Below are 24,354 nucleotides of genomic sequence, written 5' to 3'. Positions count from 1 at the left end.
GCAGGAAAAAAGTTACCGAAGAAGGAGGAAAAATTTTGTTGTGGACCCGAGGGGAATTGAACCCCTTTCTGTTCCATGCCATGGAACCAGTCTACCGGTAGCCTACGGGCCCAAAAATTTCTCTTTTTATTTTACCAAATTCTCTAAATTATTTCTTTAATTAAAATTCGTTCCCTCCGGGAACCGGGGGTCCATTTTCTTGCTTGCCCAAGAAAATTGGACATAAAAGAAGGGCACCCCGGTCTGCGTTTGCGGCAAAATTAGCTCTTCGTTTTTTGAGGATCACCTCGGCCATGTCTGTTTGCATTCGCAAGCATCAGGCCGTCTCCTCGGCAAAACTCAGAGAATTTTGCACACTCACTTCGCCATGGGGGCCCCTTAAAGAGCGAGGAGACAAAACCCGGGGAAATTGAGGAAAAATTTTGGAGTGAGAGGCACTCATCCGTACCTGAACGGAAAAATTTTTCCGAGAAATTGAAGCGTGGTTTTGTCCGAAGCTCTTTCGGGGGTGCTTTCTTTGCGGCCCTTTCTTTCGCACCAGCAAAGAAAGAGCCAACAGGCGGCGGCTGTTAAGCCGCCAAAATTCTTTCTGAAGAAAACAAAATTTAGTTAAAACTTGATATCTCCGCAGGCGACATAAGTCTGAATATCGTTTGGCGACTGGTGGACATTAATTGCCAGCGGTTCCATATTTTTAAAATCTTCCAGCGTCGCGTTAATCACCGTGGTCGATTGTCCGGAAACGACATCGCTAAGCGGGTACTTCACTGCTCCCGGATTGGGACAGACACCGATATGAATGTGAGCCGGCTGAGGAGTGCTTGGGGCATTTTGCAAATTAATGGTTACCTGGGTTTGGGTGCCGTCGTTGACAGGCATCAAAGTTGCCGTTCCGGTTTCCCCGGAATTATTTTGTGCATTAAGAGATATTGTGACTGGTTGTGAAAGGGAAAGACCTACTCCCGGTAAAGCCAGCCGCCCGGAATTTTTAGCAAAAATATAGACCGCCAGGGCGTAAGCCACTACCGCCAAAACCAGATAGGTAAAAATCGTTTGCGGGGTCAGAACCCGGCGGCCATAAACAGGAGTGGCTGGCATAGAGAGAGTGTAATTATTTCAAACCAGAAACCAACAAGGAAGAAGTAAAAGAACAGTAACAACAGTAACAATAGTTACAATAGTTACAACGGATTCGGCGATAACTTGATATAATGTATTCCTCGGGCCCGTAGGTAAACGGTATACCGCGTCATTCGCATTGACGAGTTCGGGGTTCAATTCCCCGCGGGTCCACTAGGAGTAAGTTACGATAGTAACAACAGTTCATTAGGGATTCAGAAAATTAAGAGGGCTTTTTCTGGCGGCACTTTTTCTCGATTGTAAAGAAGATCTTAATGTACTCCGTTGATTCTTTCCCGAGCTCGACGATTTCCCTCTGGAAGTCAGGATTGGCCACATATAACAGTCGCAAATGAACTCGGGTTTCGTTGGCTTCTTTCATAACGATCCTGATTTTATGAACAAAGTCGGCGTTACTTTCCGCTGCACAGGCCTCGGCGTAGTTGGCTGGCATGGAATCAGAACTAGCCGCTACTTGAGGTACCAAACGTTGATTAACCGATGTTCGAGGCAACTTTCTGCACAAGGAGATAACCTTTTGAGAAAACTTAATGAGACGTTCCAAGAGTCGGGCATTTCTCTGGATCTTGTCCACTTATTCTTTCTTACCTATCGTAACTAATGTAACTATTGTAACTTACTTCAGAAGCCCCAGTGGGTTTACTCTTGTCCCACCCTGATAGATCTCGAAGTGGAGATGCGGTCCGGTGGACCGGCCCGTTGAGCCCATCAGCCCAATCTGTTGTCCCCGGGAAACATTTTGACCAACCGTTACATCAATGCGGGACATATGGCCGTAAAGGGTCCGGTAGCCGTTGCCGTGATCAATAATCACATGGAAACCGTAATCATGGTTTTGGTAAAGCACGGTCACTACCCGCCCGGAATCGGCCGCCAGAATGGGTGTCCCGATATTGTTGGCAATGTCGTCCGCCGGATGATACCAGGAGAAATATTGGGTAATAATCCCGTTGGTCGGCCAGACAAACTGGCCGGTGCCGCCGGAGAACAGCGACGGCGCATTAATAATTCTCGGCGCTACCGGGGCCGCCACTTCCGGCGCCACTCCGCCCGGAATCACCAGCGTTTGGCCGGCGGTCAAAGCAAAAGTTTCGTCGTTGGCAAAAGAATTATAAGGCCAGTCAACAATCGGCTGCGGGCTGGGCAAACCATACTTTTTGGCCAGCGACTGGATCGTATCCCCTTTCTTGACCGTGACAATCACCCCGGAAACCGGCGGAATCTTAATCACATCACCCGGCTTTAAGACTTTACTTTCCATCATATTATTCAAAGTTAAAATAGAGGCGACATCGACCGTAATCCCCAGTTTGTCGTTACTGAATTTTTTGGCCACAGTGGACAGGGTGTCGCCGGACTGGACCGTGTATTCCACCACATCCCGCCGGGGTTTTTCCGATTCCTGAGTGACAGTATCGACATTGGTAATATCAGCTGCGGTATTAAGAACTGCCGAGGGCGAAGTCGCCGCGGAAAGCACCCGGCCGGCCGCGGCTGTCGGATATTCGTTAACAATTAAAGGCGCAGAAATGACGGCGGTTGCGGTAATAATCACCATTCCCGCGTGGAGAAATGGTTTTTGGTAAGTGCCCCGCCGGGCTTTAAGCACGGTGACAACCAGACTTTTCCCGGTTTCAAAAACCACTCCCGCGTAAGTTGCTTTGCGGTTCAGGTACCAGCTGACAGAGTGACAATACTCCGTCAGGTCGCAGCCAAGTTCCCTAAAGACCATGCGGGAAAGAGAATAGCAGATTAATTTGAAATTTACAATTTGAAATTTGGAGCTAGCCTCCCTGCTTTAGGGACTCGAGGAATTCCTCATTGTCCTTCGTATGGGAAAGTTTATCGATGAGCATGGGCGTCCGCTCGTCGTCATTAAGAAGATGAAGCATTTTAATTAAAGTGTCCAGTTGCTTTAATCTTTCCGGTGTCACCAGACGCTCAAAATTACGGGTTCCGGACCGGGCCACATCAATGGCCGGAAAAACCCGCTTTTCCGCTAATTTCCGATCCAAATGCAACTCCATGTTGCCCGTCCCTTTGAATTCTTCATAGATCAGATCGTCCATCCGGGAGTCGGTGTCAATTAAAGCGGTGCCGATTATGGTCAGGGAGCCGCCATCTTCGACACAGCGGGCCGCTCCCAGGAATTGTTTGGGCGGGAAAAGGGCCGCCGGGTCAAAACCGCCGGACAAGGTCCGTCCCGATGACGGAATTGCCAGGTTGTAAGCGCGGGCCAGCCGCGTGATGGAATCTAAAAGAATAACCACATTTTTACCCATTTCCACGAGTCGGCGCGCCCGGTCCAGGGTTATTTCGGCCACCCTTACTTGTTCTCTGGGTGTTTGATCAAAATTAGAAGCGATAACCTCTCCTTTTGTGCCTCGGGCAATGTCGGTGACTTCTTCCGGCCGCTCGCCAACTAGCGCTACCATCAAATGATAGTCCGGAAAATTAGTCGTAATGCCGTTGGCAATTTCTTTAAGAAGCCAGGTTTTACCTGCTTTTGGCGGCGAAACGACGAGTCCTCTTTGTCCCCGGCCAATCGGCGCGACCAAATCGATGATCCTGGTACTTAGGGGTTCCGATCCGGTTTCCAGTTTTAATTGTAAATCCGGGTAAATGGGCGTCAGATCATCAAACCAGGGCCGGTTCATCATCTTTTCCGCCTCTTCCCCGTTCACTTTGTCCACGCGAAGCAGGCCGTAGTAGCGCTCCGTTTCCTTGGGCGGCCGGCCGATGCCTTCCACCCAATCACCGGGCCGCAGGGCAAACCGACGAATCTGGGAAGCAGAAATGTAAACATCGCGTTCTGAGGGAATAAACTTCGGCCGCAGGTAGCCGTGGCCTTCAGGCGTAATATCCAGGACACCCTTTAATTCCATCGTCGGAATATTGGCGTCGTTTAGATCCCGCGGGCCCGCACCCATTGGGGGCAAGGAGTTGTCAGTCGTCGGAGCAGCGCTTTGCACCGGAGCCGGCATATTGCCCCGAGTGGAATCGAGGGGGCTACCCACTAAATCACTCACATTCATAGAATTATAGCCCAGACTTCTAAAGGCGGGCTTACGGGCAGAACTAAAATTATTCTGACGGAAATTGTTGTTTCGCAGGGGCACAAGCGCAAATTTGAAATTTAAAATTTTTAATTTTAAATCAATTTGAAAATTTAAATTTGAAAAATTGAAACATTCAATTCAAATTTCAAATTTCGAATTTCAAATTGAAGAAAATCGTTCTGGGGCACCCCAAGCTCACAAGTCTGAGCTTATGTTCCCCATTATCAGGCTAATGATCTATATTGTCAAGCCGGCAATTTGACACGACGGTCAAAAGGCCTATAATAATAGGATGTCTATGGAACAATGGCACCTGCCCCGGGAAACTCTTTCCCGCCCCAAGCGGCTGACGGAAGTATCCCCCGTGGCTATTGTATCCGGTTTAGTCGCTGTGGGCATAGCCTTGGCTATGCCGGAAGGCAATACCAAAAACCTTTTATTTTGGGGCGGCTCAGTCTTAATTACTGGTGGGCTGCTGGTCGGCGGCTACCAGTTCTTAACCCGCTAAACACTATCCCCGCTAAAAACACCCCCAGTACACCCAGCCCAACAAATTCGAGTGCCTGCGGCCAGAAAAAGAGGTAGATGATCCGTTCATTACCGGAAAGCTGCCATCCATTCGCCCAGTTGTTAACCAGAATATGTTTCCCCAACCCACCCAATTCCCCCATATTCCCCACGGAAAACCCAATCCACCCCGGTTCAAAACTCTGCGCCAGAATAATAGTTTCTGGTTGCCAGTTACTGGAGACCGGAAGGTCGATCCGGTACCATGCAGGATTCGGATGCTCCACTGCAAATGACGAAGTGTTTAGCGTATAGCGTTTAGCGTTAAGATCCTTTTCTTGACGCTCCTGCACCAGATCCCAATAGTTTATTCTGTATACTTCCATTCCTTCCAGCTCGTTTTGTGCCGTCTCGCCCCCAAAAGTTTGGTTATCCAAGTGAAAGGTGTAGCCCAATCCGTCAAATTCCATCGGCGGCAAAACGAAATACGACTGGTAGACCTGCCTGCCGGCAGGCAGGTAGGTTTCCAGATCTGCTCTCCGGCTGTTAAGATCTTCCACCCAGAACAGAAACGGCATGCCGGAAAGATTTTTAGCAGTGATTTTAATGAGATACCCGTCCCGGTGTGAGAGATTATGATAGTCCTCAGGCTTTATTAATTCTCCGAGGGGTATTTTTGCGGGATCAAATTCCAGATCCGCCTGACTTTTGCCGGAAAAGAGAGTTCTATATGGATAGACAAGGCTTTCTGCTTTCGATCCTCCATCTTCCACCACCATCTTCGATTTTCTATCATCTATCGTCATGTAATCTCCATTATCAAAATATGCCTGGTCCAGGTTTCCCCACTTGTACGCGGGTTCGATATTGGGTAAATTTTGTGCCAGGGAGATAAAACTCTTCGTCGGCGTTTTTAACTGGACTTGGTACACCGAAATTTTTCCAAACTCTCTCACCTTGCTGATTATTCCCGATTTTGCCATCATCTGTTCCAGTTCATCGGTATAGAGAGCTTTTGGTGAAGAAGGGTTAATAATATTTCCATCAACCAGCAGCCAGTTAATCCGGTATTTATTTAGAACAGATTCAAATAAGGGCAGATTTTTACTGTAGACTGCCTGGGAAATTTCCCAGTAATAGTTCTCGTTCGGGCTCATCCACCGGTCAAACTCCCGGTCAAGCAAGGCTTGTGGCAGACCAAACCAACGAAAACCTGCTCCTTCATAACCCCAGGAATAATAACCCCAGCCGTACATGGTATCGACCGGAAACGGGGCAATCCGGCCACTTGGGTCCCGGGAGGCAAAATAGTTAAAAACCTGCTGGTACTCAGCCGGGATTTGCACTCGCTCGCAACCGCAAATCAAATTGCCGTTAAAAGCCGGCCATAGATAGATCATCAATAAGACAGTAATTAAAATTATGACCTGCCGCTGTCCCGCCCTTTTTAATAAAAATTCAATAGCCAGTCCAAAATAGAAAGCCAGGGCCAGCATTAAGAGCAGAGAAAATTTGGTGAAAGGAAACCGAAGGGCTTCATCAAAAATTGAACCCAAATTAAGAGAGGGACCGAAGATTAAACCTCCTAATGCCAAAACCAAAACCGGTAAAAAAGCCAGGGCTTTTTTTTCCCGGCGCCAGATTGTTATGATTACCCCGGCTATCGCCATCACAAAAGCTCCATAACCGATAGCGGATACAAACCATTGAGAAAGGTGAGCCTTCCAAACCGGAAACAAATCGACAAACTGTCGGGAAACGAAATCAAAATGTCCCCAATCGAAAAGATATCCCCTAATTAACGCCACATCGGCGAAATCGGCAAATTCCCGATTGGTGGCTACCGCCCGGGGAGTAAATTGTTGACTGATATGCGAAACAGCCACATCCCCGGCGTGGTTAAAAATGAAATACAGGCTGGGCAACAGCCAAAACGCGTTGGCGACTAAACCGATTATAAATATTTGGCCGACCTTACGCCACGGCGTGACTTTAGCCACAGCCAAGACGACGGCAAATAATACCAAAGCCCCGAAATTCACAAACCAAAGAGTCGGCGTATGAGCCATCGGAGCGGAAAGAAGAAATATTAAGATAAGAATTAATAAATCCCGGCTCCTGCCCCTTTCTAGGTAATTCAGGGCTGCCCAAAAAAGCCAAGGCAAAAAAGCAAAACCGGTGGCAAACATTTCCAGCGGCAGATAGAAATGCTGCATGGTTCCCAGGTTTAAAAGATAGAATAGCCCGCCGGCAAAAGCCGCTTCTTTGCGGACTATTTTATTTAAAAAAAAGTATGTCCCTAGCGGCCCCAAAACCAGCATCAAACCAAAAAAGCCCCAGCGCACCAGATTTTCCGGCAGAATTATCGTGGCCGGCAGCAAATACCAGAGTCTGGCCAGTTCGACGGCATGCGCCTGAGAAGCTACTGCCCCCAATCCCTGGTGCTGCTGCCAGACACCCCAAAAAATCCGGCCTATATAGAGGGGTAAATTCAGTTCCGGCTGCAGCGTATCCCACCCGGAAAGCATTGTTCCCGGTGTGAAATTCAACCAAGCCAAAGCAAGGCTCATGGCCGCCAAAATTAAGGCATATTTCTTCATACACCAAGCAGGCCGCCCCAAGAGCGGCCCACTTCATTGTTAATGTTTATGGTCTACTTCCAGTTCTGCGATTCCAAAATAAAGGGTTGTCCCATTCCCATTTGGGACGCCACGGTGTAAGCCCCCGTGTTCATGTCGATAATCACAACCGTAAACTTGCCCCTGGCAGTGTTGTCGTTGGGAATCGTGTAGTCCGACCCGTCAAAATTCTTTCCGGTAAAGACTGACATGCTTTCCTGCCCCAGCTGCCCCTCGGAAACGAAGGCGCTGTTTGGTCGGTCAACATGCTGGACTTGACCATGCTTAGCCACATTACAATCAAGCTCGATCGTAGGTGGTGTATTGCCATTCGTATCGTATTTTTCCCGAATGTACACACCAAACGTCCGATTTTGTTCTTCCGTTAAGGCTACTTTTCTGGTTATCCCAACTTCATTATCGACCCAAGTCAGAGTTCCTTCCTGGAGGAACAATTTTGTCCATCCCTGCAGTTCTGTTGGAATTAAGTAAGGGGTGCTGTCAACAGTCTTAATTTTACTCGGATTGCTTAGCCCCCCCGGTTCGGCAAAACCCAAATTAAGGTCTGCGCTTAGATTCCAAGGTGCCGCTTTAAAGAAATTCTTTTGTTGCGCGGTATCAGTGGTTAGCACTTGAATAGCGTGCGACGGAAATCCTTCAAAAACTACTTGGCGCGGTGCGGCTTCGTTAAAAACCCACTCGCACGAAACTGGCCCGCCGCTTAAGGGCGCTCCCGGAACCGCCGGTGTGGACATAAGTCTGGGCCGCGATGTTGCTGACAGAGGCACCGTTTGGCATTTAGATTCTTCGTTTTGTGACGATAAAGTGCTTAGTGCCGCAATTGTTCCTCGCCAATCGGGCGTCGGTGTGCTTGTAGGCGTTCCCGTCGGTGCTGTCAGTGTGTTAATCTGATTTTGCATCTGGTTCAACTGATTAGCGAATTGTTGCTCTTGCTGTCGCTGAGCAGACAAATCCGGCGTCTGTGGCGGCTGAAAAAGACTACAACCGGTTAAAGATCCGCCGGCAACTAAAGCCACACTTATAGCGTTTCTAATTTTTCTTTCAGCATTTGTCATTTATTTATTCTCACCCCCCTTTTTAGAACCAAGCTTTTTTAGATAAAACCCGATTCCACCGAGCCAGGCAGGAGAAGAAAGTAGCAGTAGCCAATCGGAAGGTCCGGTGGGCGGAGTTACCGGTGGAGTTGGTGTTGGCGTGACGACCGTCGGAGCCGCTGTCGGCAAATTGACACAAAGTTGCGCCGTGTCGGTTTGCGGATCGGAAACCGGAGCCGTCGCGGTGCTGGTAGAAGTAATGGTTGCCTCAACCGAAGCCAAATTATTGGCGCAAACCACGCCGGAGCCGAAAGTACTGACAACTTTAGTCCGGATCGTTTTCGTCACGCTTTCCCCGGCTCCCAGGCTACTGATCGTTGAGACCAGCGGATCGCCGCCGGTCCAGGTCAAGAAGTTAGGTAAAGTATCGGTCACTGTGATGTCATTAACCGGTGCGTCGCCGACATTTTTCACTTCAATGGAAAAAGTCACTTCCTCCCCGATGGCAAAAACATGATCGGTCCGGCCCAAATTATCGACAAAAGTCTGGGAAACCGGATCGAAAACTTTTTTATTAACTAATAGTTCGCCGGTAGAAACACAGGTTTGTCCCCCGCCATATTGCGTCGTACAGGAAACGCTGGCGAAAATCGGGCGGGAAATTAACGCTACCAGGAAGACAAGAAGATATAAAATAATTATCTTCTTCATTAGCCGGATTTTATGAAGAAGACTAGCCTTTGTCAATAACTCTAAGGCCGTTTTGCCATGTTCTTACATTGCTTTTATAAATTGCCTGCCGGAGTTTAAGAATGGGGAAACTCTAGGGTAAGATAAGAACGGAGATAGTGAAAATACTTAGGACCCTGATTGGCAAGGTGGAGATTCGGAACCCTGCCCTAGTCCCGAACCTCCACTTTACCAACCAAAATTTTCTCCTATTTTTTCTCCCGTTTAACAATCCAAAATCTATAAACCGTGCGTGAAAAAAAACTTGACAACTTTCACGCACCCGTGTTAGTTTGTTGCCATAGGTTCTCGGCCTTTACTGCCTAAGGGCCAAGAATCTTTGCTAAGAAGCATCACTTTTCGAGATCTCAGGCTGCGGAAGTGATGCTTTTTTGTTGGTCTGTCTCTTTGCTAATTCTCATAGCGTCGTCATGGTGATAATCTCCGCGCCGCGCTCTTTAAGAAGCTTACCGACTTGAACCGACAACGAAGAACGCAGAGGAGTTTCCCGCCTGGCTTCCACCCGGCGCAAAAACCGGCGAAACTTTTTGAGGATGTTCGCTTTACTGGACATTGTTCTTAATATAGCACTGCTATCGCTTCTGTCAAGTCCGATAGTATTTTGCTCCGCTACTCTAGGATATACCTATAGTTATATAAATAAGGGGAGAGCCTCACAACAGCAAATTTCTGATTACTAATTACTAATTTCTAAATGTGGACAAATAGTGGATCAAATTTCTAGTAAAAACTTAACCCTTCTTATGTTGATTTCTTACATTTCATGTTTACGCTGGAAGGCGTGAGAAATGAGGAGAACACCAGCGCCCGGGAGCAATTATTCAACAACACCAGGCTTCCCGACCAACTCGTCCAGCGGCTTAACGGCAATGTCCGGGCTTTGAAACTTCTTGAGAATCAATGGAAAAATTCCCCCCAAAGCCGGCGGCATATTCAAGGCATTAGCGCTTTTATTTCTCATGAAGGCGTTCTCCAGCGTTGTCAGGAATTTCTTGACGACCGCACCCTGGGCCTCTTAACCATTGGTGCCTGGGCCCATGACACCGGCAAGGGTGAGGAAAGGATCTTAGCTGTCGTGGAAAAACCGGGGCCACTCACGGCCGGAGAAGAACAAGTTAAAAAAGAGCATCCGCGGGTCGGTTTTGAAGCTTTAAGCAGCCATGACCTGGCCATGCCCCCCGAAGATGCCGAAATTATCAGATTAATGGCCTACCTTCATCATTTCTCACCAAACAAGAATCTTAGTTATGGCGGCAGCGAGAAGGTTTGGGCCAGCCTCGATGGTTATTCCCGTTTTGTTGTTCGCCTGATGACGCTTATCGACCATTTTTCCGCCGGTTGGGAACCGCGGCTCTACCGGTCCGGCCCGGTTGATCTGGAAACGATTATCCTAACTCTTTGTGACCGCCTCGGTCCGCCCAGCCCGGAAGAAATTGAACTGATTAAAGTGATTGCCGACTATCGTGAGAAATATCAGGAGCCATTCGCCGAGCCCACTTTTGCTTACGAAGCTGAAGTTTCTATTTTGCCCATGCGGCCAGAGAAGCCAAGGTCTCGGCAGAGATAATCTTATTAAAACCTAGTTTCTTGGCTTCTTTAATTCTTCGCTCCAGCGAATTAACCCGGCGGACATTACCCAGAAGATCCAACTCCCCGATGGCAACGGTATTGGCCGTAATCGCCTTGTTTTTGTAGGAAGACATAATCGCCAGGGCGACAGCCAGATCAATTGCCGGCTCCTCTATTTTTAAGCCTCCGGCCACGGAAACATAGACATCCTCTTTATATAATGGTACGGAGAGGCGCTTCTGCAGGATCGCAATGATCGTTTGCAGACGGTTATAGTTGATGCCGGAGGCAACCCGCCGCGGCATGGGCAAAGGAGTGCTGGTTACCAAAGCCTGGATCTCGGCCAGCATCGGCCGGGTGCCTTCCATGGTTATCGTCAGACAACTGCCTGGTTCGCTTGATCGGTGTTCATCCACTACCAATCCGTGGAAATCTTTTGTCGGTTCCATACCGCTATCGGTCATTTGAAATATCCCTACCTCGTCTGTAGGGCCGAATCTATTTTTGGTAGTACGCAAAAGCCTTAATTGTGTATACTTTTCTCCCTCTAAGTTGAGAATCGTATCGACGGCGTGCTCCAAAACCTTCGGTCCGGCAATGGTTCCCTCTTTGGTCACATGACCCACCAAAAACAGCGGAATATTTAAGGGCTTTGTCGTGGCGATTAATCTGGCGGCGGACTCGCGCACCTGACCCACCGAACCGGCAGTGCCCGAAAGGTCAGTCGTACTTAAGGTTTGCACTGAATCCACAATCACCAAACCGACGCGCTGGTCAATAACTGCACAGGCAGCATCCACATCCGTTGTCTCTAAAATTAACAGATTATCTGCCTTTATACCGAGTCTCGAGGCCCGGATTTTAATTTGTGACGCGCTTTCTTCTCCGGCGACATAGAGAACTGCACCCTTGGTCTTTGAGGCTAATTCGAGGAGTAAAGTTGATTTCCCAATCCCCGGTTCGCCGGAAAGAAGAACCGCCATCCCCGGCACAATCCCGCCGCCCAACACCATGTCTAATTCGGAGATCCCCGTATTTATTCTCGTCGTCTGCGCTGCCTTAACATCAGATAACTTTATTGGTTTTTGGCTTGGAATTTGGAATTTGGATTTTGGAATTTTTGTCGAAACCACAGTCTCGACGAAGGTATTCCACTCTCCACAGTTGGGACATTTGCCCAAGTATTGCGGGGACACATAGCCGCATTGCTGACAGACAAAATCCGAAGAAACTTTAGCCATTTATAGGGCAATTATACTCTATTACTTTTTGGGGGTTTATTTATTTTCTTTTTCTCCTTACCATGAGAATCTGGACGCCAAATTGTTCCAGTAGTTCATGCAGGTCTCCGATCTCTACCTCACGGGGCCTAACCCGAGCTCTTTTCTCGCCATCGACACTGTCGATTCGAACCGAAGCGATAATTCTAAATCTTTCCCCGATCTCTGGATTACGAGCCAGCTGAATCTTTAGCGCTGCGTAATCCTTCTCCGAAAAGGAAAACCCGTGGGCAAACGTCCTGCATTGGATTGTTTCTTCTTCAGACATGGCTTATTTGTAGCCAATGGGTTTCGCTGTCAAAACCGGAATTAAGGAGATCCTGTGCGCCACGGAATCGATACTTTCAATCGTGCAGGCAACCTTGTCACCTGCTTCGTAAGCAGCGTCAGCCGGAACTTTGGAAATGTGGATTAAGCCTTCTACGCCTTCTTCCAACTGAACAAAAACGCCGTAATTACTGACCCGGGTAACTTTGCCTTTGATTTCCTGGTCCGCCGTGTATTTCTTGGATAATTTCAGCCAGGGATCAGGCAAAAGCTGTTTGATTGACAGATTTAATTTGGCGTCGGTTTCGGAAATACCCAGCACCATGACTTCGACTGCGTCTCCGACTTTAAACAAATCGGCCAAGTTTTCGACTTTAGTCCAGGAAATTTCGCTGATATGAACCAGGCCGTCGGTGCCGTTATCAAGATTAACGAATATTCCGTAGGACATGACAGCCGAAACCTTGCCTTGATATTTCTCGCCGATTTTTACTTTAGATTTAACTTCTTCAAGCTTCTTGGCTAAATCTGCTGCTCCGGCCACTGCTTTTTCGCTAAAAATTAAGCGGTTTTGGCTTTGGTCGACTTCGATCACTTTTACGCTAAGGTTCCGATTAATCATTTTGGCGATTTCGCTCTGGTGTTCCGGAGTTAATTGGGAACCCGGAACAAAGCCCCGGATGCCTTCAAATTCGACAATTAAGCCGCCCTTGTTGGTCTCGACTCCTTTAACATTAACCGGTTCGCTAGATTTAAGTAGTTCGTTAGCCCGCTGCCAACGGAACTTGGAACCGGCCTGGCGGATGGAAACGATCATCTGGCCGCGGTCGTTTTCTGCGGAAATGACAACGGCGGTTATTTTATCACCAGGCTTTAATTTAGAAACGAAGTCTTTGACGATATCCCACTCTTTTTCTCCGACGACACCTTCCATCTTGCCGCCAAAGTCAATTAAAACTTCTTTACCGGAGATTGAGGAAACGCGCCCTTCCACGACATCGCCGCGTTTGTAGCCTTTAGGGGCAAATTGCTCCAAGGCCAAGAGCTCCTCCATAGTGGTGGGCTCTTTTTCTTGACGCTTAACGCTAGACGCTTTACGCTCGTCTTTAGAGGCCGAGGGCTTTTTTGAGGCTTTCGATGAGCTTTTTGAGCTGGTCAATCATAAACACTTCCTTTCTATGGATTAAATTGATGATACCCGATTTATTCCTATTTCGCAATAGTCAGCTTTTTCTGTTCCCAGCGCTTCCGGACAATCTCTGGCCAACGCCAAAAAGCCTGGGCGTAGGCTTTAAACCAGAGCCAGTTGCGGTTCTTAATCGCTATAAGTAGATAATACGGTTCCCACAAGTCGTATAGCAGCAGATGTTTCCAATCGGCGTTTTTCCAGGTGAAAATGAACTGGTTGCGCAAATTCATGACATATCTTTCCTTTTCGCTGTAGCGCCTGGCAATTGGCCCCTCTTCTTTACGGTGAATCAGGACGGCTTTCGGTTCGTAAATAATTTTGTAGCCCGCTTGCCGAGCCCGAAATCCCAGATCGACATCTTCCCAATAAAAGTTATAAATGGGATCAAAGCCGCCGATTTTTAAGTAATATTCCTTCCTGATTGCCTGCGCCCCACCATCGGCCCAATCGGTAAACTGGCTATTTTCCTTGTGCCGGTGCAAATAAAAACCCTTCCGGAAATAAACCTCACCGCAACCATGGATCATCTCATCTTTTTTAGCCGCCGCCACTGAAAATATCTTCGGATCCTCAAAGTGCGCCAACATTAATTGGAAATAATCGGGCTTTTCCGGCAGGGCGTCGATGGCATTAAGAATAAAAACAATTTCCCCTTTAGCCGCCCTAATCCCCCGATCGACATTACCTCCAAAACCGATATTGGTTTCTGAACTTAAGATTCTTAAGTTACTTAAATGGCTGAAGTTTCTTAAAATGTTTAGAGATTCGTCTGTCGAACAATCATCGGAAACGATGATTTCAAAATCGAGTTCTGTTTTCTTTAAAATCTCAACCAACTTTGGCAAGTTTTTCTTGAGCAGCTCTCCGGAATTGTAATTGGGAATAACAATACTAATCATTTTAGGAGCGCCTCCGCGTAAATTTTCGCCGTTTGCGGCTTCAAACGCACCAGCCAAAAAACGACCCGGTTAAAAGCGGCCACGTCCAAAATCGTGCCCAAAACCACCTGCCGCCAGCCGGAAAAATGCTTGGCGTAAAAGAATTTCAGGCCGGAAAATTCACCCAGGATATAGCCCCGGGGTATTTTGTCCTGGCTGGCCTGACCGATATGAATCACTTTGGTTTCCCCGTTATAGCCGATTTTCCACCCGGCTTTCTTGATCCGGTAACACCAGTCCAAATCCTCGCCGTACATGAAAATCATTTCGTCTAAAACGCCAACTTTTTCTATTACTTCACGGCGGACAAAGAAAAAAGACCCGGAAATCCAGTCTAAATCCGTATTCACAGAAGAAACATCTATTGATGCCGTGCCGTTAGTATGAATATGATAGGGTTTAAAGAGCCTGACTACTCCCGGAAGATCATCTAGAAAGAATGCCCAGGCAAAAAGACCCCGTAACCCCGGGAAAAAACCCGCCGACATGATTGGAGAAATTCTCTGTTCACTATCTACAAGCAGGCAGGAAGCGGCGCCAATATTACGATGCGTTTCCATCCAACCAAACATCTTTTTAGCCGAGTTTTCCAAAAGAACGGCATCGTTGTTCAAAAGGAGGATATATTTGCCCGTCGACTGTTTTATCCCCAAATTATTGCCCTTGGAGAACCCCAGATTTTCCCGGGAGTAGATGACTTTTAGATTTTTGTGCTTTTTCTCGTAGTCTTTAAGCATCCCAATCGCCCCGTCAGTGCTGGCGTTGTCGACAACAATAACTTCGTAGTCCAGATCGGTTGTGTATTGGAAGACTGCATCCAGGCAGCGTTTGAGCGTGTCTTTAATATTAAAAGAGACAATAACTACCGAAACATCCATAAATTAATCTTAACACAACACTTGTTTCTGGGCTTTGAAACAATTAAAATACATCGCATGAATCCAAAAGAAATAATGTTTAATCTGGCCGTGAGAAAACAGCAGGGAGATATCCGTCTCTCTCTTACCAGTCGGATTGATGAGGCAGTGATCTTGGCTGCTGCCGACATCATTCATATGTGGAAAGATGCGGGCCGACCTCGATCAGAAATTTTAGTTGACACTAAACAGCTTCTTCCCGAAGCCAACGATGGATTTGTCCGAGCTCTCGTTGAGGATGCTTATCAAAAAGAAAAGAAATAATTTTTAATTCAGATACTTCTTAATATTCTCCAGATGTTCTTCGTAAGTCACGCTGCAGTGGATTTGTTTGGCTTTGTCGTGCAAGTAAAAAAGGCAGTCGGTTTCTGTGGGGTTTAAGACGGCCTCGATGGCCGGCAGTCCGGGATTTGAAATGGCTGTCGGCGGCAAGCCTTTATAGATATAAAGATTGTAGGGGTTGTCGTCCTTCAAATCGCTGCCATACACCGGCGGCCACCAATTACCGCTGGAACCTTTCGCGTACTGGTTGGAGGCGTCTATCTGTAGCAACATGCCTTTGAGTAACCGGTTCCAAATAATTCCCGCAATTAAGGGCATGTCATCCTTCCCGCCCGCTTCTCTTTGTATCAGCGACGCGATTTTAATGGCCGTGTCATTTTTAATATTTTGCGCTAAAAACTCCGGCGCCAGTGGGGCAAATTTTTCGTTAAAGTGGTCAAACATTTTCTGACCTGCCGCCTTTCCCCCGTCGGTTTTACTGATTAAATAGGTATCCGGGAAATATTCTCCCTCCGGAAAGCTTAAAAACCCATCCAGGTCCGCCTGTGTCCAATTAAACTTATCCTTCATCTTCTCGGCAATTTGCTCTTTACGCATGCCTGGCGCCACTGTCACCCACAGGTATTCAGGATTTCGCAGTGCCTTCGCTATTTCAAAAACATTCATGGATTTGGAAAGATTATACCCGCCTGCGGCAATGTTTTTGTCTAAAATTAGTTCTAAAGCGGTACTGCTACGCACATATCCCTGCTCGCGAAGTCTGCTGGCTGCCAGCAGTTTCGGGGTGTCATTTTGGAAGGAAATTATTTGTAAATTTGTATCAGAGCCTACCGGAGCTATAAATCGAAACCAGACTAAAACAGGGGCAGTGATCAAAACTAGGCACAAAAAAATCCAGCGTAGTTTCACTGGATAATGATAACACAAGTTCTTCGAATGTCATGGCAGTATTACCAATAAAAAAACTCGAGGCTAAAAATTCCCCGGCCTCGACTTATCTTCCCAGAGAGTTGCCCCTCAAGTATTGTCAGCGCTGGCCCGTTTCACATCCCTGTTCGGAATGGGAAGGAGTGGTTCCAGACCGCTCCAGAGACCGAGAAATTTCTAATCTCGAGCTAATTAATTGCTCTCTGAAAAGCGAATAGAAGGTTTTTCTTTACAGCGTAAAAATCTACAATCGATCATTAGTACTTCTAAGCTGAAACGGTTACCCGTCTTACACTCGAAGCCTATATACGTGGTAGTCTTCCACGGATCTCTCTCCGGCTTGCGCCGGAATGGAATTCTAATCTTGAGGTCGGCTTGGCACTTAGATGCTTTCAGCGCTTATCCGATCCGAATGTAGCTACCCAGCGGTGCCCCTGACGGGACAACTGGCACACCAGGGATTCGTTCCTCCAGGTCCTCTCGTACTGTGGAGAACTCCTCTCAAAATTCCAACGGTCATACTGGATAGAGGCCGAGCTGTCTTACGACGCTCTGAACCCAGCTCGCGTACCCTTTTAACCGGCGAACAGCCGGACCCTTGGGACCTACTTCAGCCCCAGGATAGGATGAGCCGACATCGAGGTGCCAAACCGCATCGTCGCTGTGGACGCTTGGATGCGATCAGCCTGTTATCCCCGGGGTAGCTTTTATCCGTTAAGCTCCGTGCTTACCAGTAAGCACAGACCAGATCACTAACACCAACTTTCGTTTCTGCTCGACCTGTAAGTCTCGCAGTCAAGCACTCTTTTGCGTTTGCGCTATCACTTCGATTTCCATCCGAAGCTAGAGTACCTTTGTACGACTCCGTTACAATTTAGGAGTCAACCTCCCCAGTTAAACTGCCCGCCAGACACTGTCTCACTCCCAACTTTTTAATGGGAAAGTGATTAGTCTCCCTCATCTTCAAGAGTGGTCTTACATTGACGCTTGCGCTCCCACCTATTGCTAGACAATGAAAATAAGCTCAACAATGCCAAGTTGCAGTAAAGCTCCACGGGGTCTTTTTGTCCAAGTATGACTAGGCCGCATCTTCACAGCCATTTCAATTTCGCCGGATCTATGCTTAAGACAGTCGCTAAGTCGTTCTACCTTTCGTGCGGGTCGGAACTTACCCGACAAGGAACTTCGCTCAAATTCTTCAAGTTAATTTGAAGTTTGGACTATATCTTGTACAAGCGGTTTACACGCTTGTGCCTTGACGTATAGTCTCTGAGGATTCTCGATTCTCAAAACGATTACAAAATTTGTCGAATTGCGCTCGTTTTGCTGTTTGTAGTCGATATTTTCTGAAAAACGGAATGATTTTCTCTCGAAGATCATCCTGTCTTCGGACACAATATCGGTAAAGATTGTAGTTGTGATTGTCGTAACGGTGATTAATGTAGACACCTCCACACTGGAAGTAATCTTTTACTCTCTCTAAAGCTTCCAAACTCCGCTCCCCTTGAGTGATCACAAACTCATAAAGAGTTTGCAATCCGCTTTTAGTAGTGCGATTTTTAAAAGTGCTTACAGAGAAACAACCTTCACCATCAACGAATCCCACAATCCACCACGGATCGAGTCTTTCCTGCTGATTGTCCCTACTGATTACTTTGTTACTATGTGTACCATGTACCATAGTAGTATCAGATTACAGGAGTTCCCAGCATATAGTCAAGTTTTACTATGGCAGCGGACCCACTTGGGTCTACCATAGAACAGTTATAGTTACTGCTGCCGTTCACTAGGACTTATGCCCCAGGCTTAGACCTTGCGGCCTTCACCAAGAACTTTAATCTACTAGCACTGGGCAGGTGTCACCCCCTATACGTTGCCTTTCGGCTTTGCAGAGAGCTGTGTTTTAGTTAAACAGTCGCTTAGCAATCACTCGCTGCGGCCCCCCTTGCGGAAGGCACGGTATCTCCCTAAGTTACACCGAGCTGCTTTGCCGAGTTCCTTAAGCATAGTTCTTCCGATCACCTTGGTCTGCTCGACCTGTCCACCTGTGTTGGTTATTGGTACGGTAAAAAATGTATCTCGCCACGAAAATTTTCTCGAAAACGAAGACTTTCCTGCTCTCCTTGATTTCTTGCGGGATAGCATTCGCGCCTCGATTAAACATGTTGAGGGGTTTACCGCTCATCACTATTTCGACGCTTGGACCCACCGTGTTCGTTGGGCGGGCCAGGATATCTCCACTTTGTCCTTCCTTGGCTGATAACGATACACTCCCTGTACAGGAATAATGACCTGTTATCCATCGCGTTATCCCAATGCGGGTCACGCTTAGGGCCGACTAACTCCACACCGATTGACGTTGTGTGGAAAACCTTGGACTTTCGGTGATCCGGGTTCTCACCGGATTAAACGCTACTCATACCGGCATTCTCACTTCTCTTTCGTCCAGCAAACCTTACGGTTCACCTTCGCTCTAGCAGAGAACGCTCCCCTACCACTCCATATTGCTATGGAATCTCAAGCTTCGGTATGGATCTTAATTCCCGATCATTTTCGGCGCTAAGTCTTTATTCCAGTGAGCTGTTACGCTTTCTTTAAAGGATGGCTGCTTCTGAGCCAACCTCCTGGGTGTTTTAAAAACTTAACCTCCTTTAACTTAGATCCAATTTAGGGACCTTAGCTTTGAGTCTGGGCTGTTTCCCTTTAGAAAACGGCGCTTAGCCGTCGCTTTCTGACTGCTCCATCAGTTTACCTGGCATTCAGAGTTTGGTTACCCCGCTCTGCTTGCGCAAAGTGGGGCATCCAGTGCTTTACCTCCAGGTAACATTACGATGAAACGCTATACCTATATATATTTCGGGGAGAACCAGCTATCCCCCGGTTCGGTAGGCATATAACCCCTAACCTCAAGTCATCTCACTGGCTTGTAACCCAGACGAGTTCGGGCCTCCTGGTGCCTTTCGGCACCGCTCACCCTGCTCAAGGTTAGCTCACCGGGCTTCGGGTCTGCCGACAACCGTAAAAGTTGGTCATTTAAACCTTGCTTTCACTGCGCTTCGCCACAGAGTGGCTTAGACAAAACGGTTATCGAGCAACTCACCGGTTCATTCTTCAATAGGCACACTATCACTCGTCCTCCGGACGAGAAATTCCAAGAAACAAGAAGCAAGAAACAAATAATCTTTCAAATTTTTAATTTGATTATTAATTTGTATCTTGTATCTTTGAATTTGAAAATTCTTGTCCGAAAGACAAGCTCTAGTTGTTTGTTAGCCAATGGTTTCAGTAACTATTTCACTCCCCTTCCGGGGTGCTTTTCACCTTTCCCTCACGGTACTAGTTCGCTATCGGTCAGAAAGAATATTTAGGCTTATCACGCTGGACGTGACGGATTCTCACAGGGTGTCGTGCCCCGTAATACTTGGGGAATCGCAAGAGGTATTTCGGTTTTAAAATACGAGACTTTCACTCTCTTTGGTTGCCCTTTCCAGAGCATTCTTCTAACCTCCATACTCCCAACAGCGCCCCGCAACTTCTTGTATTGCTACAAAATTTAGCCTGTTCCGAGTTCGCTCGCCGCTACTACCGGAATCATTATTATTGTCTTTTCCTCCCCTTACTTAGATGTTTCAGTTCAGGGGGTCTCCCTTGCAACCCTATTCCGCCTTGCGGCGTATTTAGATAGCAATAACCTATCTTTCAATAGGCTGGATTGCTCCATTCGGAAACCGACGGGTAAGCTTTGAAGAGCAAGCCGTCGATATCGCTTCTGTGAAAGCGTCCTTCATCGGTTCTTTCTGCCAAGGCATCCACCACTGGCATTATGAGTAGATAATTTTCAATAGCAAATTTTACTATTGAAATGTTGTAAAGATTTTTACCACAAGCACTTGCATGCTTGTGGGCCTTCTATTCACTTTTCAAAGAGCAAAGAGCTGCAATTTGAAATTTAAAATTTACAATTTGAATTGAATTTTTCAAATTTCAAAATTCAAATTTCAAATTTCGCGTGTGGACCGCAGGAGACTCGAACTCCTCACCTCCTCGTTGCAAACGAGGCGCACTACCAGATGTGCTAGCGGCCCCCGAGAGTAGAGTTTGTATATCCTAGCGATCTCAATGTACTAAAAAAGCCCCTCGTTCGGGGCTCAAAAGTTCTTTTGATACAAAGTCTACAGACGCCGACGGCCCCTTATCAGGGCATAAACGGAATATGTAGAATAGCTTCGCATCAAAGAAATTAATCCACCCGAACTGTGAATTAAGAAGATTATACAAGGCTAAAATGAGGTTGTCAACCACCCTCTATACTATCTTGGTATTCCGCCTTTAAGAGGCTCAGCTATTAATCATCAAACTCGCTGACTCTCGGAGTCAGACCAAGGCGCCGGGCCAATACTCGGCTATAGCCGCCTGCTGCGGCAGAGACTCTTCTGGAAATATCCTCTATTTTTGCTTCGTCGAGATCCACCATAACAGCCGCAACATTTTTCAATTGTTGTTCGCTGTCTTTATCAAAGGCCGCAATCATTTGTTCATGGGAACAACCCGGCCAATGCTCAATATTTTTTATCGCCATAATTTATTTAGGGCCGACCAGGGCGCTGAAAAATATGTAAGCTGCCGCCAGAGCGGCAAAAATCACTCCCAGACCGACCAAAAATGCCCCCGGCGTCCGTTCCATAAATCATTTATATAAGCTGCTGCTATTTATTCCAGCAAAGAGAGGTAAGGAGAAGGTAAGAAGACAAGTTGTGGGTTTGGAAAGGAAATTATGCTAAAATCCTAGACACTGGCGCATTTAGTTCATCGGTAGAACGCTGTCCTGATAAGACAGAAGTGGATGGTCCGACTCCATCAGTGCGCACCCTCTCTAAACCGGTCTGGTGGTGAAGTAGCTAACACGGCGGTCTGCAAAACCGCTATTCGCGGGTGCGATTCCCGCCCAGACCTCCATCTCATCTTCTCCTCTCATCAAAACATCACTTCGACCACAAAAAAGCCACCCTTTTACAGGTGGACTTTCAATTTGGAATTTACAATTTTAAATTTGAATTGAATTTGAATTTAGACAATTTAAAATTATTCAAACGCTCATTTCAAATTGTGCGCTTTGCGCAGAATTCTGCCGAAGGCACAATTTCAAAGTTCAAATTTCAAATTTTCGTGTTGGTCTCTGAAAAGCGGCTTCCGATCTTTTAAAGAGTTGTTTTTTAGCCAAGAAACTCTAGAAAACTTGGGAGTTGATTTGTACAGACAGTCCTTTCGGTTTGCCTGCACCCGTTACCTCTTAGAAAGGAGGTGATCCATCCTCAGCTTCGGCTAAGGATACCTTGTTCATGTTTATCCCCGATTTTCATGGGGCATGGACTATATCTTCATCCGCAAATATTTTTTCTTATCTGGATGTAAAGATCCGATTACTTCGGCAAACTTTTCGTAAGATTTAACTCCTATGAAGAATCGCCAATAATCCGGATCGATCTTCTTACTTGGATTATGCAATTTACCGCAATTGATACCTAATTCTTCTAAATATTCCTTTACCCTTTCCAAATCTGCCTTGTCTTTTTGGCAAAAATATAAGTAGTAACGAACATTAGAATTTTTAGCAATCCCACCTTCAGCATCAAAATAACCCCTAAGATAATTAATTTTGTCCTTTTTAGAAAGAATGCTTGTGTCTTTAAGAAATTTTTTGGAGAACTCCACGATCCAAAGATCGCGGTTCTTCCCTTCTCGATAAGACCAAGCCCCAAAGCCCAGTAAATGAATGCCATTTACTAGAACCTTAGCAAAATTGTTGCTCTTAGTGGCGATTCTGAAAGTAGTCTTTCTTTCAGTTGCGTCATGCAACAGTCCAAGCAGATAAGCTTTCGTAATTTGCGGCGTTGGCATGTAGTCTCTACGGTGTCCCCCGATTTGATCGGGGGTTCCCTCGGTATTACCTTGTTACTGACTTAAGAATATCAGAATTTAGGTTTCACCGATATAGCCAAATTTGTTCTCAAAATTACTTCTGAGAGTCGCATTACAGATACGACTTAAGCTTCATCGCCGACCTTGGCGTCAACCCGCCTTTACTGGCGGATCATCAGCCACTGCCGACTTTGCTGCCTTGACGGGCGGTGTGTACAAGACCCGAGAACGTATTCACGGCCACCTGCTGATTGGCCATTACTAGCAATTCCGACTTCATGGGGTCAGGTTGCAGACCCCAATCTGAACTGAGGCGAAATTTCAGAGATTTGCTTGCCGTTACCGGTTTGCAGCCCGTTGTTTTTCGCCATTGTAGGGTGTGTGTAGCCCAGGACATAAGCACCGTGCTGACCTGACGTCATCCTCGCCTTCCTCCCCGCTTATGGCGGGGCAGTTCTCTTTGATAATTTAACAAAGAGTGAGGGTTGCGCTCGTTAACCCACTAAAGGGTACTCCTCACGGAACGAGCTGAAGACGGCCATGCAGCAGCTTTGTATCACTCTCGTAGATCACACGTTTCCGTGCGCTTGCAGATACATGTCAAGCCCTGGTGAGGTGTTTCGCTTTGAATCGAATTGAACCACACGCTCCACTGCTTGTGCGGGTCCCCGTCAATTCCTTTGAGTTTTAAACTTGCGTTCGTACTCCCCAGGCGGGGTGCTTAACGCGTTAGCTTGCGACACTAAGAGTAAACTCCTAGTATCTAGCACCCATGCGTTTACGGCTAGGAATACGCAGGTCTCTAATCTGCTTCTCTCCCCTAGCTGTCGAGTCTCAGCGTCAAGAATTTCCTAGCAACCTGCCTTCGCCATTGGTGTTCCTTCAGATATCAACGCATTTCACTGCTCCACCTGAAGTTCCAGTTGCCCCGAAAATCTTCAAAGATCATCCATCTCTTGCCCAGAACCGAAGTTAAGCCCCGGCCTTTTAAACAAGATGCGATAATCCGCCTACACGTCGCTTTACGCCCAATGAATCCGGATAACGCTTGCCGCCTACGTATTACCGAGACTTCTGGCACGTAGTTAGTAGCGGCTTATTCTACAGGTACCGTCATTGTGTTCGTCCCTGTTAAAAGGAGTTTACGACCCGAGGGCCTTCATCCTCCACGCGGCGTCGCGCGGTCAGGCTTTCGCCCATTGCCGACGATTCCCAGTTGCTGCCGTCCGTAGACGTAAGGGCCGTGTCTCAGTCCCATTGTCGGGGGCCGACCTCTCAGTCCCCCTACCCGTCGTCGCCTTGGTAGGCCGTTACCCCACCAACAAGCTGATAGGCCGCAGGCCACTCCTCTCGCGCAAAGTTAATTGCTTTACTCTTGCGAGGCTATACAGTATTAGCCCGGCTTTCGCCGGGGTATCCTATACAAGAGGGTATGTTCCCACGTGTTACTGACCCGTCCACCGCTAGACACCCGAAGATCTTGCGATCCTCAAGTATCCCGCTCGATTTGCATGCTTAAGGCACGCCGCCAGCGTTCATCCTGAACCAGGATCAAATTCTCAAAAAAATTGATTCCTACCACTTTTCAGTTACCAAATTTGAAAAATAGTTATTGTGTAGAAAAGTATTAACTTTTCAAAGTGCGCCTAGGCTCTGAGAAAAAAGGCACCTTTTAAAGGTACAAAAAATCCCGCCGAGGCGGGATTAAAGTCCCTTATTTAAACTCGGACTAGGTTTTTCTCATGTCTGGAAATAATTATAATCTATTTGGGGCATAAGTCAATCATGAATTACCAAAATCCGGTTTGAGCCTACATTCTAAATGGAATCGCAACACCCGTTGCTTGCTCCAATTCTAACATTTCCTGAGCGGTTAAATAACCATGGGTTTTGCGAGGTTTGTGGTTAATTTCCCAGACAATGTCATCTAATTCTTC

Annotated in this window: 18 protein-coding genes, 5 tRNA genes and 3 rRNA genes; 6 read left to right on the top strand and 20 right to left on the bottom strand. The window is 47.1% G+C overall.

Annotated features, from left to right (window positions below; genetic code table 11):
- Positions 1 to 41: 41 nt before the first annotated feature.
- Positions 42 to 112: transfer RNA gene (locus M1403_03340), tRNA-Ala, on the bottom strand.
- Positions 113 to 609: 497 nt separating this feature from the next.
- Complete coding sequence (locus M1403_03335) at positions 610 to 1,098, bottom strand: hypothetical protein (GenBank protein MCL4398028.1); 489 nt, start codon at positions 1,096 to 1,098, stop codon at positions 610 to 612.
- A 124-nt stretch (positions 1,099 to 1,222) separates the two neighbouring features.
- On the opposite strand from M1403_03335, the gene M1403_03330 reads away from it, so the two are divergent.
- Positions 1,223 to 1,293 (top strand) — tRNA-Ala (locus M1403_03330).
- Positions 1,294 to 1,342: 49 nt separating this feature from the next.
- Here the strand turns inward: M1403_03330 and M1403_03325 are convergent.
- The 3 genes from M1403_03325 to rho are packed head-to-tail and all read right to left on the bottom strand — an operon-like array spanning position 1,343 to position 4,169.
- Positions 1,343 to 1,714: a four helix bundle protein gene (locus tag M1403_03325; protein ID MCL4398027.1), complete on the bottom strand. Its 372-nt coding sequence runs from the start codon at positions 1,712 to 1,714 to the stop codon at positions 1,343 to 1,345.
- Between the two features lie 42 nt (positions 1,715 to 1,756).
- The gene (locus M1403_03320; protein MCL4398026.1) at positions 1,757 to 2,872 is read right to left on the bottom strand and encodes a peptidoglycan DD-metalloendopeptidase family protein; all 1,116 of its coding nucleotides are present in this window, start codon (positions 2,870 to 2,872) and stop codon (positions 1,757 to 1,759) included.
- A 52-nt stretch (positions 2,873 to 2,924) separates the two neighbouring features.
- Positions 2,925 to 4,169 (bottom strand): transcription termination factor Rho, encoded by a 1,245-nt coding sequence (rho, locus tag M1403_03315; protein MCL4398025.1) that lies wholly within the window; start codon positions 4,167 to 4,169, stop codon positions 2,925 to 2,927.
- 322 nt (positions 4,170 to 4,491) lie between these two features.
- Here rho and M1403_03310 point away from each other — a divergent pair, with 322 nt between their 5' ends.
- The gene (locus M1403_03310) at positions 4,492 to 4,707 is read left to right on the top strand and encodes a hypothetical protein (protein ID MCL4398024.1); all 216 of its coding nucleotides are present in this window, start codon (positions 4,492 to 4,494) and stop codon (positions 4,705 to 4,707) included.
- Here M1403_03310 and M1403_03305 read toward each other — a convergent pair.
- The 4 genes from M1403_03305 to M1403_03290 all read right to left on the bottom strand — a co-directional run bounded on the left by M1403_03305 (position 4,661) and on the right by M1403_03290 (position 9,682).
- Positions 4,661 to 7,306 carry a hypothetical protein gene (locus tag M1403_03305; protein MCL4398023.1) on the bottom strand — a complete coding sequence of 882 codons (2,646 nt, stop codon included), beginning with the start codon at positions 7,304 to 7,306 and terminating at the stop codon, positions 4,661 to 4,663. The two genes, M1403_03310 and M1403_03305, sit on opposite strands and share 47 nt — an antisense overlap.
- Positions 7,307 to 7,359: 53 nt before the next feature.
- Entirely contained in the window at positions 7,360 to 8,400 is a 1,041-nt protein-coding gene (locus tag M1403_03300; protein ID MCL4398022.1) for a hypothetical protein, read from the bottom strand.
- Positions 8,401 to 9,090 (bottom strand): DUF11 domain-containing protein, encoded by a 690-nt coding sequence (locus tag M1403_03295; GenBank protein ID MCL4398021.1) that lies wholly within the window; start codon positions 9,088 to 9,090, stop codon positions 8,401 to 8,403.
- A gap of 436 nt (positions 9,091 to 9,526) precedes the next feature.
- On the bottom strand, positions 9,527 to 9,682 hold the full coding sequence (locus M1403_03290; GenBank protein ID MCL4398020.1) for a hypothetical protein: 156 nt from the start codon (positions 9,680 to 9,682) through the stop codon (positions 9,527 to 9,529).
- Between the two features lie 210 nt (positions 9,683 to 9,892).
- Here M1403_03290 and M1403_03285 point away from each other — a divergent pair, with 210 nt between their 5' ends.
- Entirely contained in the window at positions 9,893 to 10,696 is an 804-nt protein-coding gene (locus M1403_03285) for a hypothetical protein (GenBank protein MCL4398019.1), read from the top strand.
- Here the strand turns inward: M1403_03285 and radA are convergent.
- The 4 genes from radA to M1403_03265 all read right to left on the bottom strand — a co-directional run bounded on the left by radA (position 10,650) and on the right by M1403_03265 (position 15,250).
- The gene (gene radA, locus M1403_03280; GenBank protein MCL4398018.1) at positions 10,650 to 11,939 is read right to left on the bottom strand and encodes a DNA repair protein RadA; all 1,290 of its coding nucleotides are present in this window, start codon (positions 11,937 to 11,939) and stop codon (positions 10,650 to 10,652) included. The genes M1403_03285 and radA overlap by 47 nt on opposite strands.
- A gap of 310 nt (positions 11,940 to 12,249) precedes the next feature.
- Positions 12,250 to 13,299: a S1 RNA-binding domain-containing protein gene (locus M1403_03275; GenBank protein ID MCL4398017.1), complete on the bottom strand. Its 1,050-nt coding sequence runs from the start codon at positions 13,297 to 13,299 to the stop codon at positions 12,250 to 12,252.
- Positions 13,300 to 13,454: 155 nt separating this feature from the next.
- Positions 13,455 to 14,333, bottom strand: coding sequence for a glycosyltransferase family 2 protein (locus tag M1403_03270; protein MCL4398016.1), 879 nt, complete (start codon positions 14,331 to 14,333; stop codon positions 13,455 to 13,457).
- The gene (locus M1403_03265) at positions 14,330 to 15,250 is read right to left on the bottom strand and encodes a glycosyltransferase family 2 protein (protein ID MCL4398015.1); all 921 of its coding nucleotides are present in this window, start codon (positions 15,248 to 15,250) and stop codon (positions 14,330 to 14,332) included. The genes M1403_03270 and M1403_03265 overlap by 4 nt, the downstream gene beginning before the upstream one ends.
- A gap of 57 nt (positions 15,251 to 15,307) precedes the next feature.
- On the opposite strand from M1403_03265, the gene M1403_03260 reads away from it, so the two are divergent.
- Positions 15,308 to 15,553: a hypothetical protein gene (locus M1403_03260; protein ID MCL4398014.1), complete on the top strand. Its 246-nt coding sequence runs from the start codon at positions 15,308 to 15,310 to the stop codon at positions 15,551 to 15,553.
- Between the two features lie 3 nt (positions 15,554 to 15,556).
- Here the strand turns inward: M1403_03260 and mltG are convergent, their stop codons facing one another.
- The 5 genes from mltG to M1403_03235 form a co-directional block, all read right to left on the bottom strand.
- A complete protein-coding gene (gene mltG / locus M1403_03255; GenBank protein ID MCL4398013.1) occupies positions 15,557 to 16,480 on the bottom strand; it encodes an endolytic transglycosylase MltG in 924 nt (307 codons plus the stop codon).
- 72 nt (positions 16,481 to 16,552) lie between these two features.
- Positions 16,553 to 16,669 (bottom strand): 5S ribosomal RNA (gene rrf / locus M1403_03250).
- Positions 16,670 to 16,735: 66 nt separating this feature from the next.
- Positions 16,736 to 20,334, bottom strand: a 23S ribosomal RNA gene (locus M1403_03245).
- Positions 20,335 to 20,510: 176 nt separating this feature from the next.
- Positions 20,511 to 20,583: transfer RNA gene (locus tag M1403_03240), tRNA-Ala, on the bottom strand.
- Positions 20,584 to 20,843: 260 nt separating this feature from the next.
- A complete protein-coding gene (locus M1403_03235) occupies positions 20,844 to 21,077 on the bottom strand; it encodes a hypothetical protein (GenBank protein ID MCL4398012.1) in 234 nt (77 codons plus the stop codon).
- 216 nt (positions 21,078 to 21,293) lie between these two features.
- Between M1403_03235 and M1403_03230 the strand changes: the two genes are divergently transcribed.
- Both M1403_03230 and M1403_03225 read left to right on the top strand, forming a co-directional pair.
- Positions 21,294 to 21,365, top strand: a tRNA-Ile gene (locus tag M1403_03230).
- 13 nt (positions 21,366 to 21,378) lie between these two features.
- Positions 21,379 to 21,454 (top strand) — tRNA-Cys (locus tag M1403_03225).
- Positions 21,455 to 21,868: 414 nt separating this feature from the next.
- Here M1403_03225 and M1403_03220 read toward each other — a convergent pair.
- Entirely contained in the window at positions 21,869 to 22,396 is a 528-nt protein-coding gene (locus M1403_03220) for a hypothetical protein (protein ID MCL4398011.1), read from the bottom strand.
- Positions 22,397 to 22,488: 92 nt separating this feature from the next.
- A 16S ribosomal RNA gene (locus M1403_03215) occupies positions 22,489 to 23,984 on the bottom strand.
- Positions 23,985 to 24,354: the final 370 nt, after the last annotated feature.

The organism is Patescibacteria group bacterium (assembly GCA_023380635.1).
In the GTDB taxonomy this organism is placed as follows: domain Bacteria; phylum Patescibacteriota; class Microgenomatia; order JAMCZE01; family JAMCZE01; genus JAMCRP01.
This window is presented reverse-complemented; position numbering and strand designations above follow the sequence as displayed.

Coding starts and splice junctions, on each gene's coding strand:
- M1403_03335 (MCL4398028.1), bottom strand. CDS start 1,098: ATGCCAGCCACTCCTGTTTATGGCCGCCGGGTTCTGACCCCGCAAACG.
- M1403_03305 (MCL4398023.1), bottom strand. CDS start 7,306: ATGAAGAAATATGCCTTAATTTTGGCGGCCATGAGCCTTGCTTTGGCT.
- M1403_03275 (MCL4398017.1), bottom strand. CDS start 13,299: ATGGAGGAGCTCTTGGCCTTGGAGCAATTTGCCCCTAAAGGCTACAAA.
- M1403_03265 (MCL4398015.1), bottom strand. CDS start 15,250: ATGGATGTTTCGGTAGTTATTGTCTCTTTTAATATTAAAGACACGCTC.
- M1403_03270 (MCL4398016.1), bottom strand. CDS start 14,333: ATGATTAGTATTGTTATTCCCAATTACAATTCCGGAGAGCTGCTCAAG.
- M1403_03320 (MCL4398026.1), bottom strand. CDS start 2,872: ATGGTCTTTAGGGAACTTGGCTGCGACCTGACGGAGTATTGTCACTCT.
- M1403_03295 (MCL4398021.1), bottom strand. CDS start 9,090: ATGAAGAAGATAATTATTTTATATCTTCTTGTCTTCCTGGTAGCGTTA.
- M1403_03300 (MCL4398022.1), bottom strand. CDS start 8,400: ATGACAAATGCTGAAAGAAAAATTAGAAACGCTATAAGTGTGGCTTTA.
- M1403_03285 (MCL4398019.1), top strand. CDS start 9,893: ATGTTTACGCTGGAAGGCGTGAGAAATGAGGAGAACACCAGCGCCCGG.
- M1403_03260 (MCL4398014.1), top strand. CDS start 15,308: ATGAATCCAAAAGAAATAATGTTTAATCTGGCCGTGAGAAAACAGCAG.
- M1403_03310 (MCL4398024.1), top strand. CDS start 4,492: ATGTCTATGGAACAATGGCACCTGCCCCGGGAAACTCTTTCCCGCCCC.
- M1403_03220 (MCL4398011.1), bottom strand. CDS start 22,396: ATGCCAACGCCGCAAATTACGAAAGCTTATCTGCTTGGACTGTTGCAT.
- M1403_03235 (MCL4398012.1), bottom strand. CDS start 21,077: ATGGCGATAAAAAATATTGAGCATTGGCCGGGTTGTTCCCATGAACAA.
- M1403_03290 (MCL4398020.1), bottom strand. CDS start 9,682: ATGTCCAGTAAAGCGAACATCCTCAAAAAGTTTCGCCGGTTTTTGCGC.
- radA (MCL4398018.1), bottom strand. CDS start 11,939: ATGGCTAAAGTTTCTTCGGATTTTGTCTGTCAGCAATGCGGCTATGTG.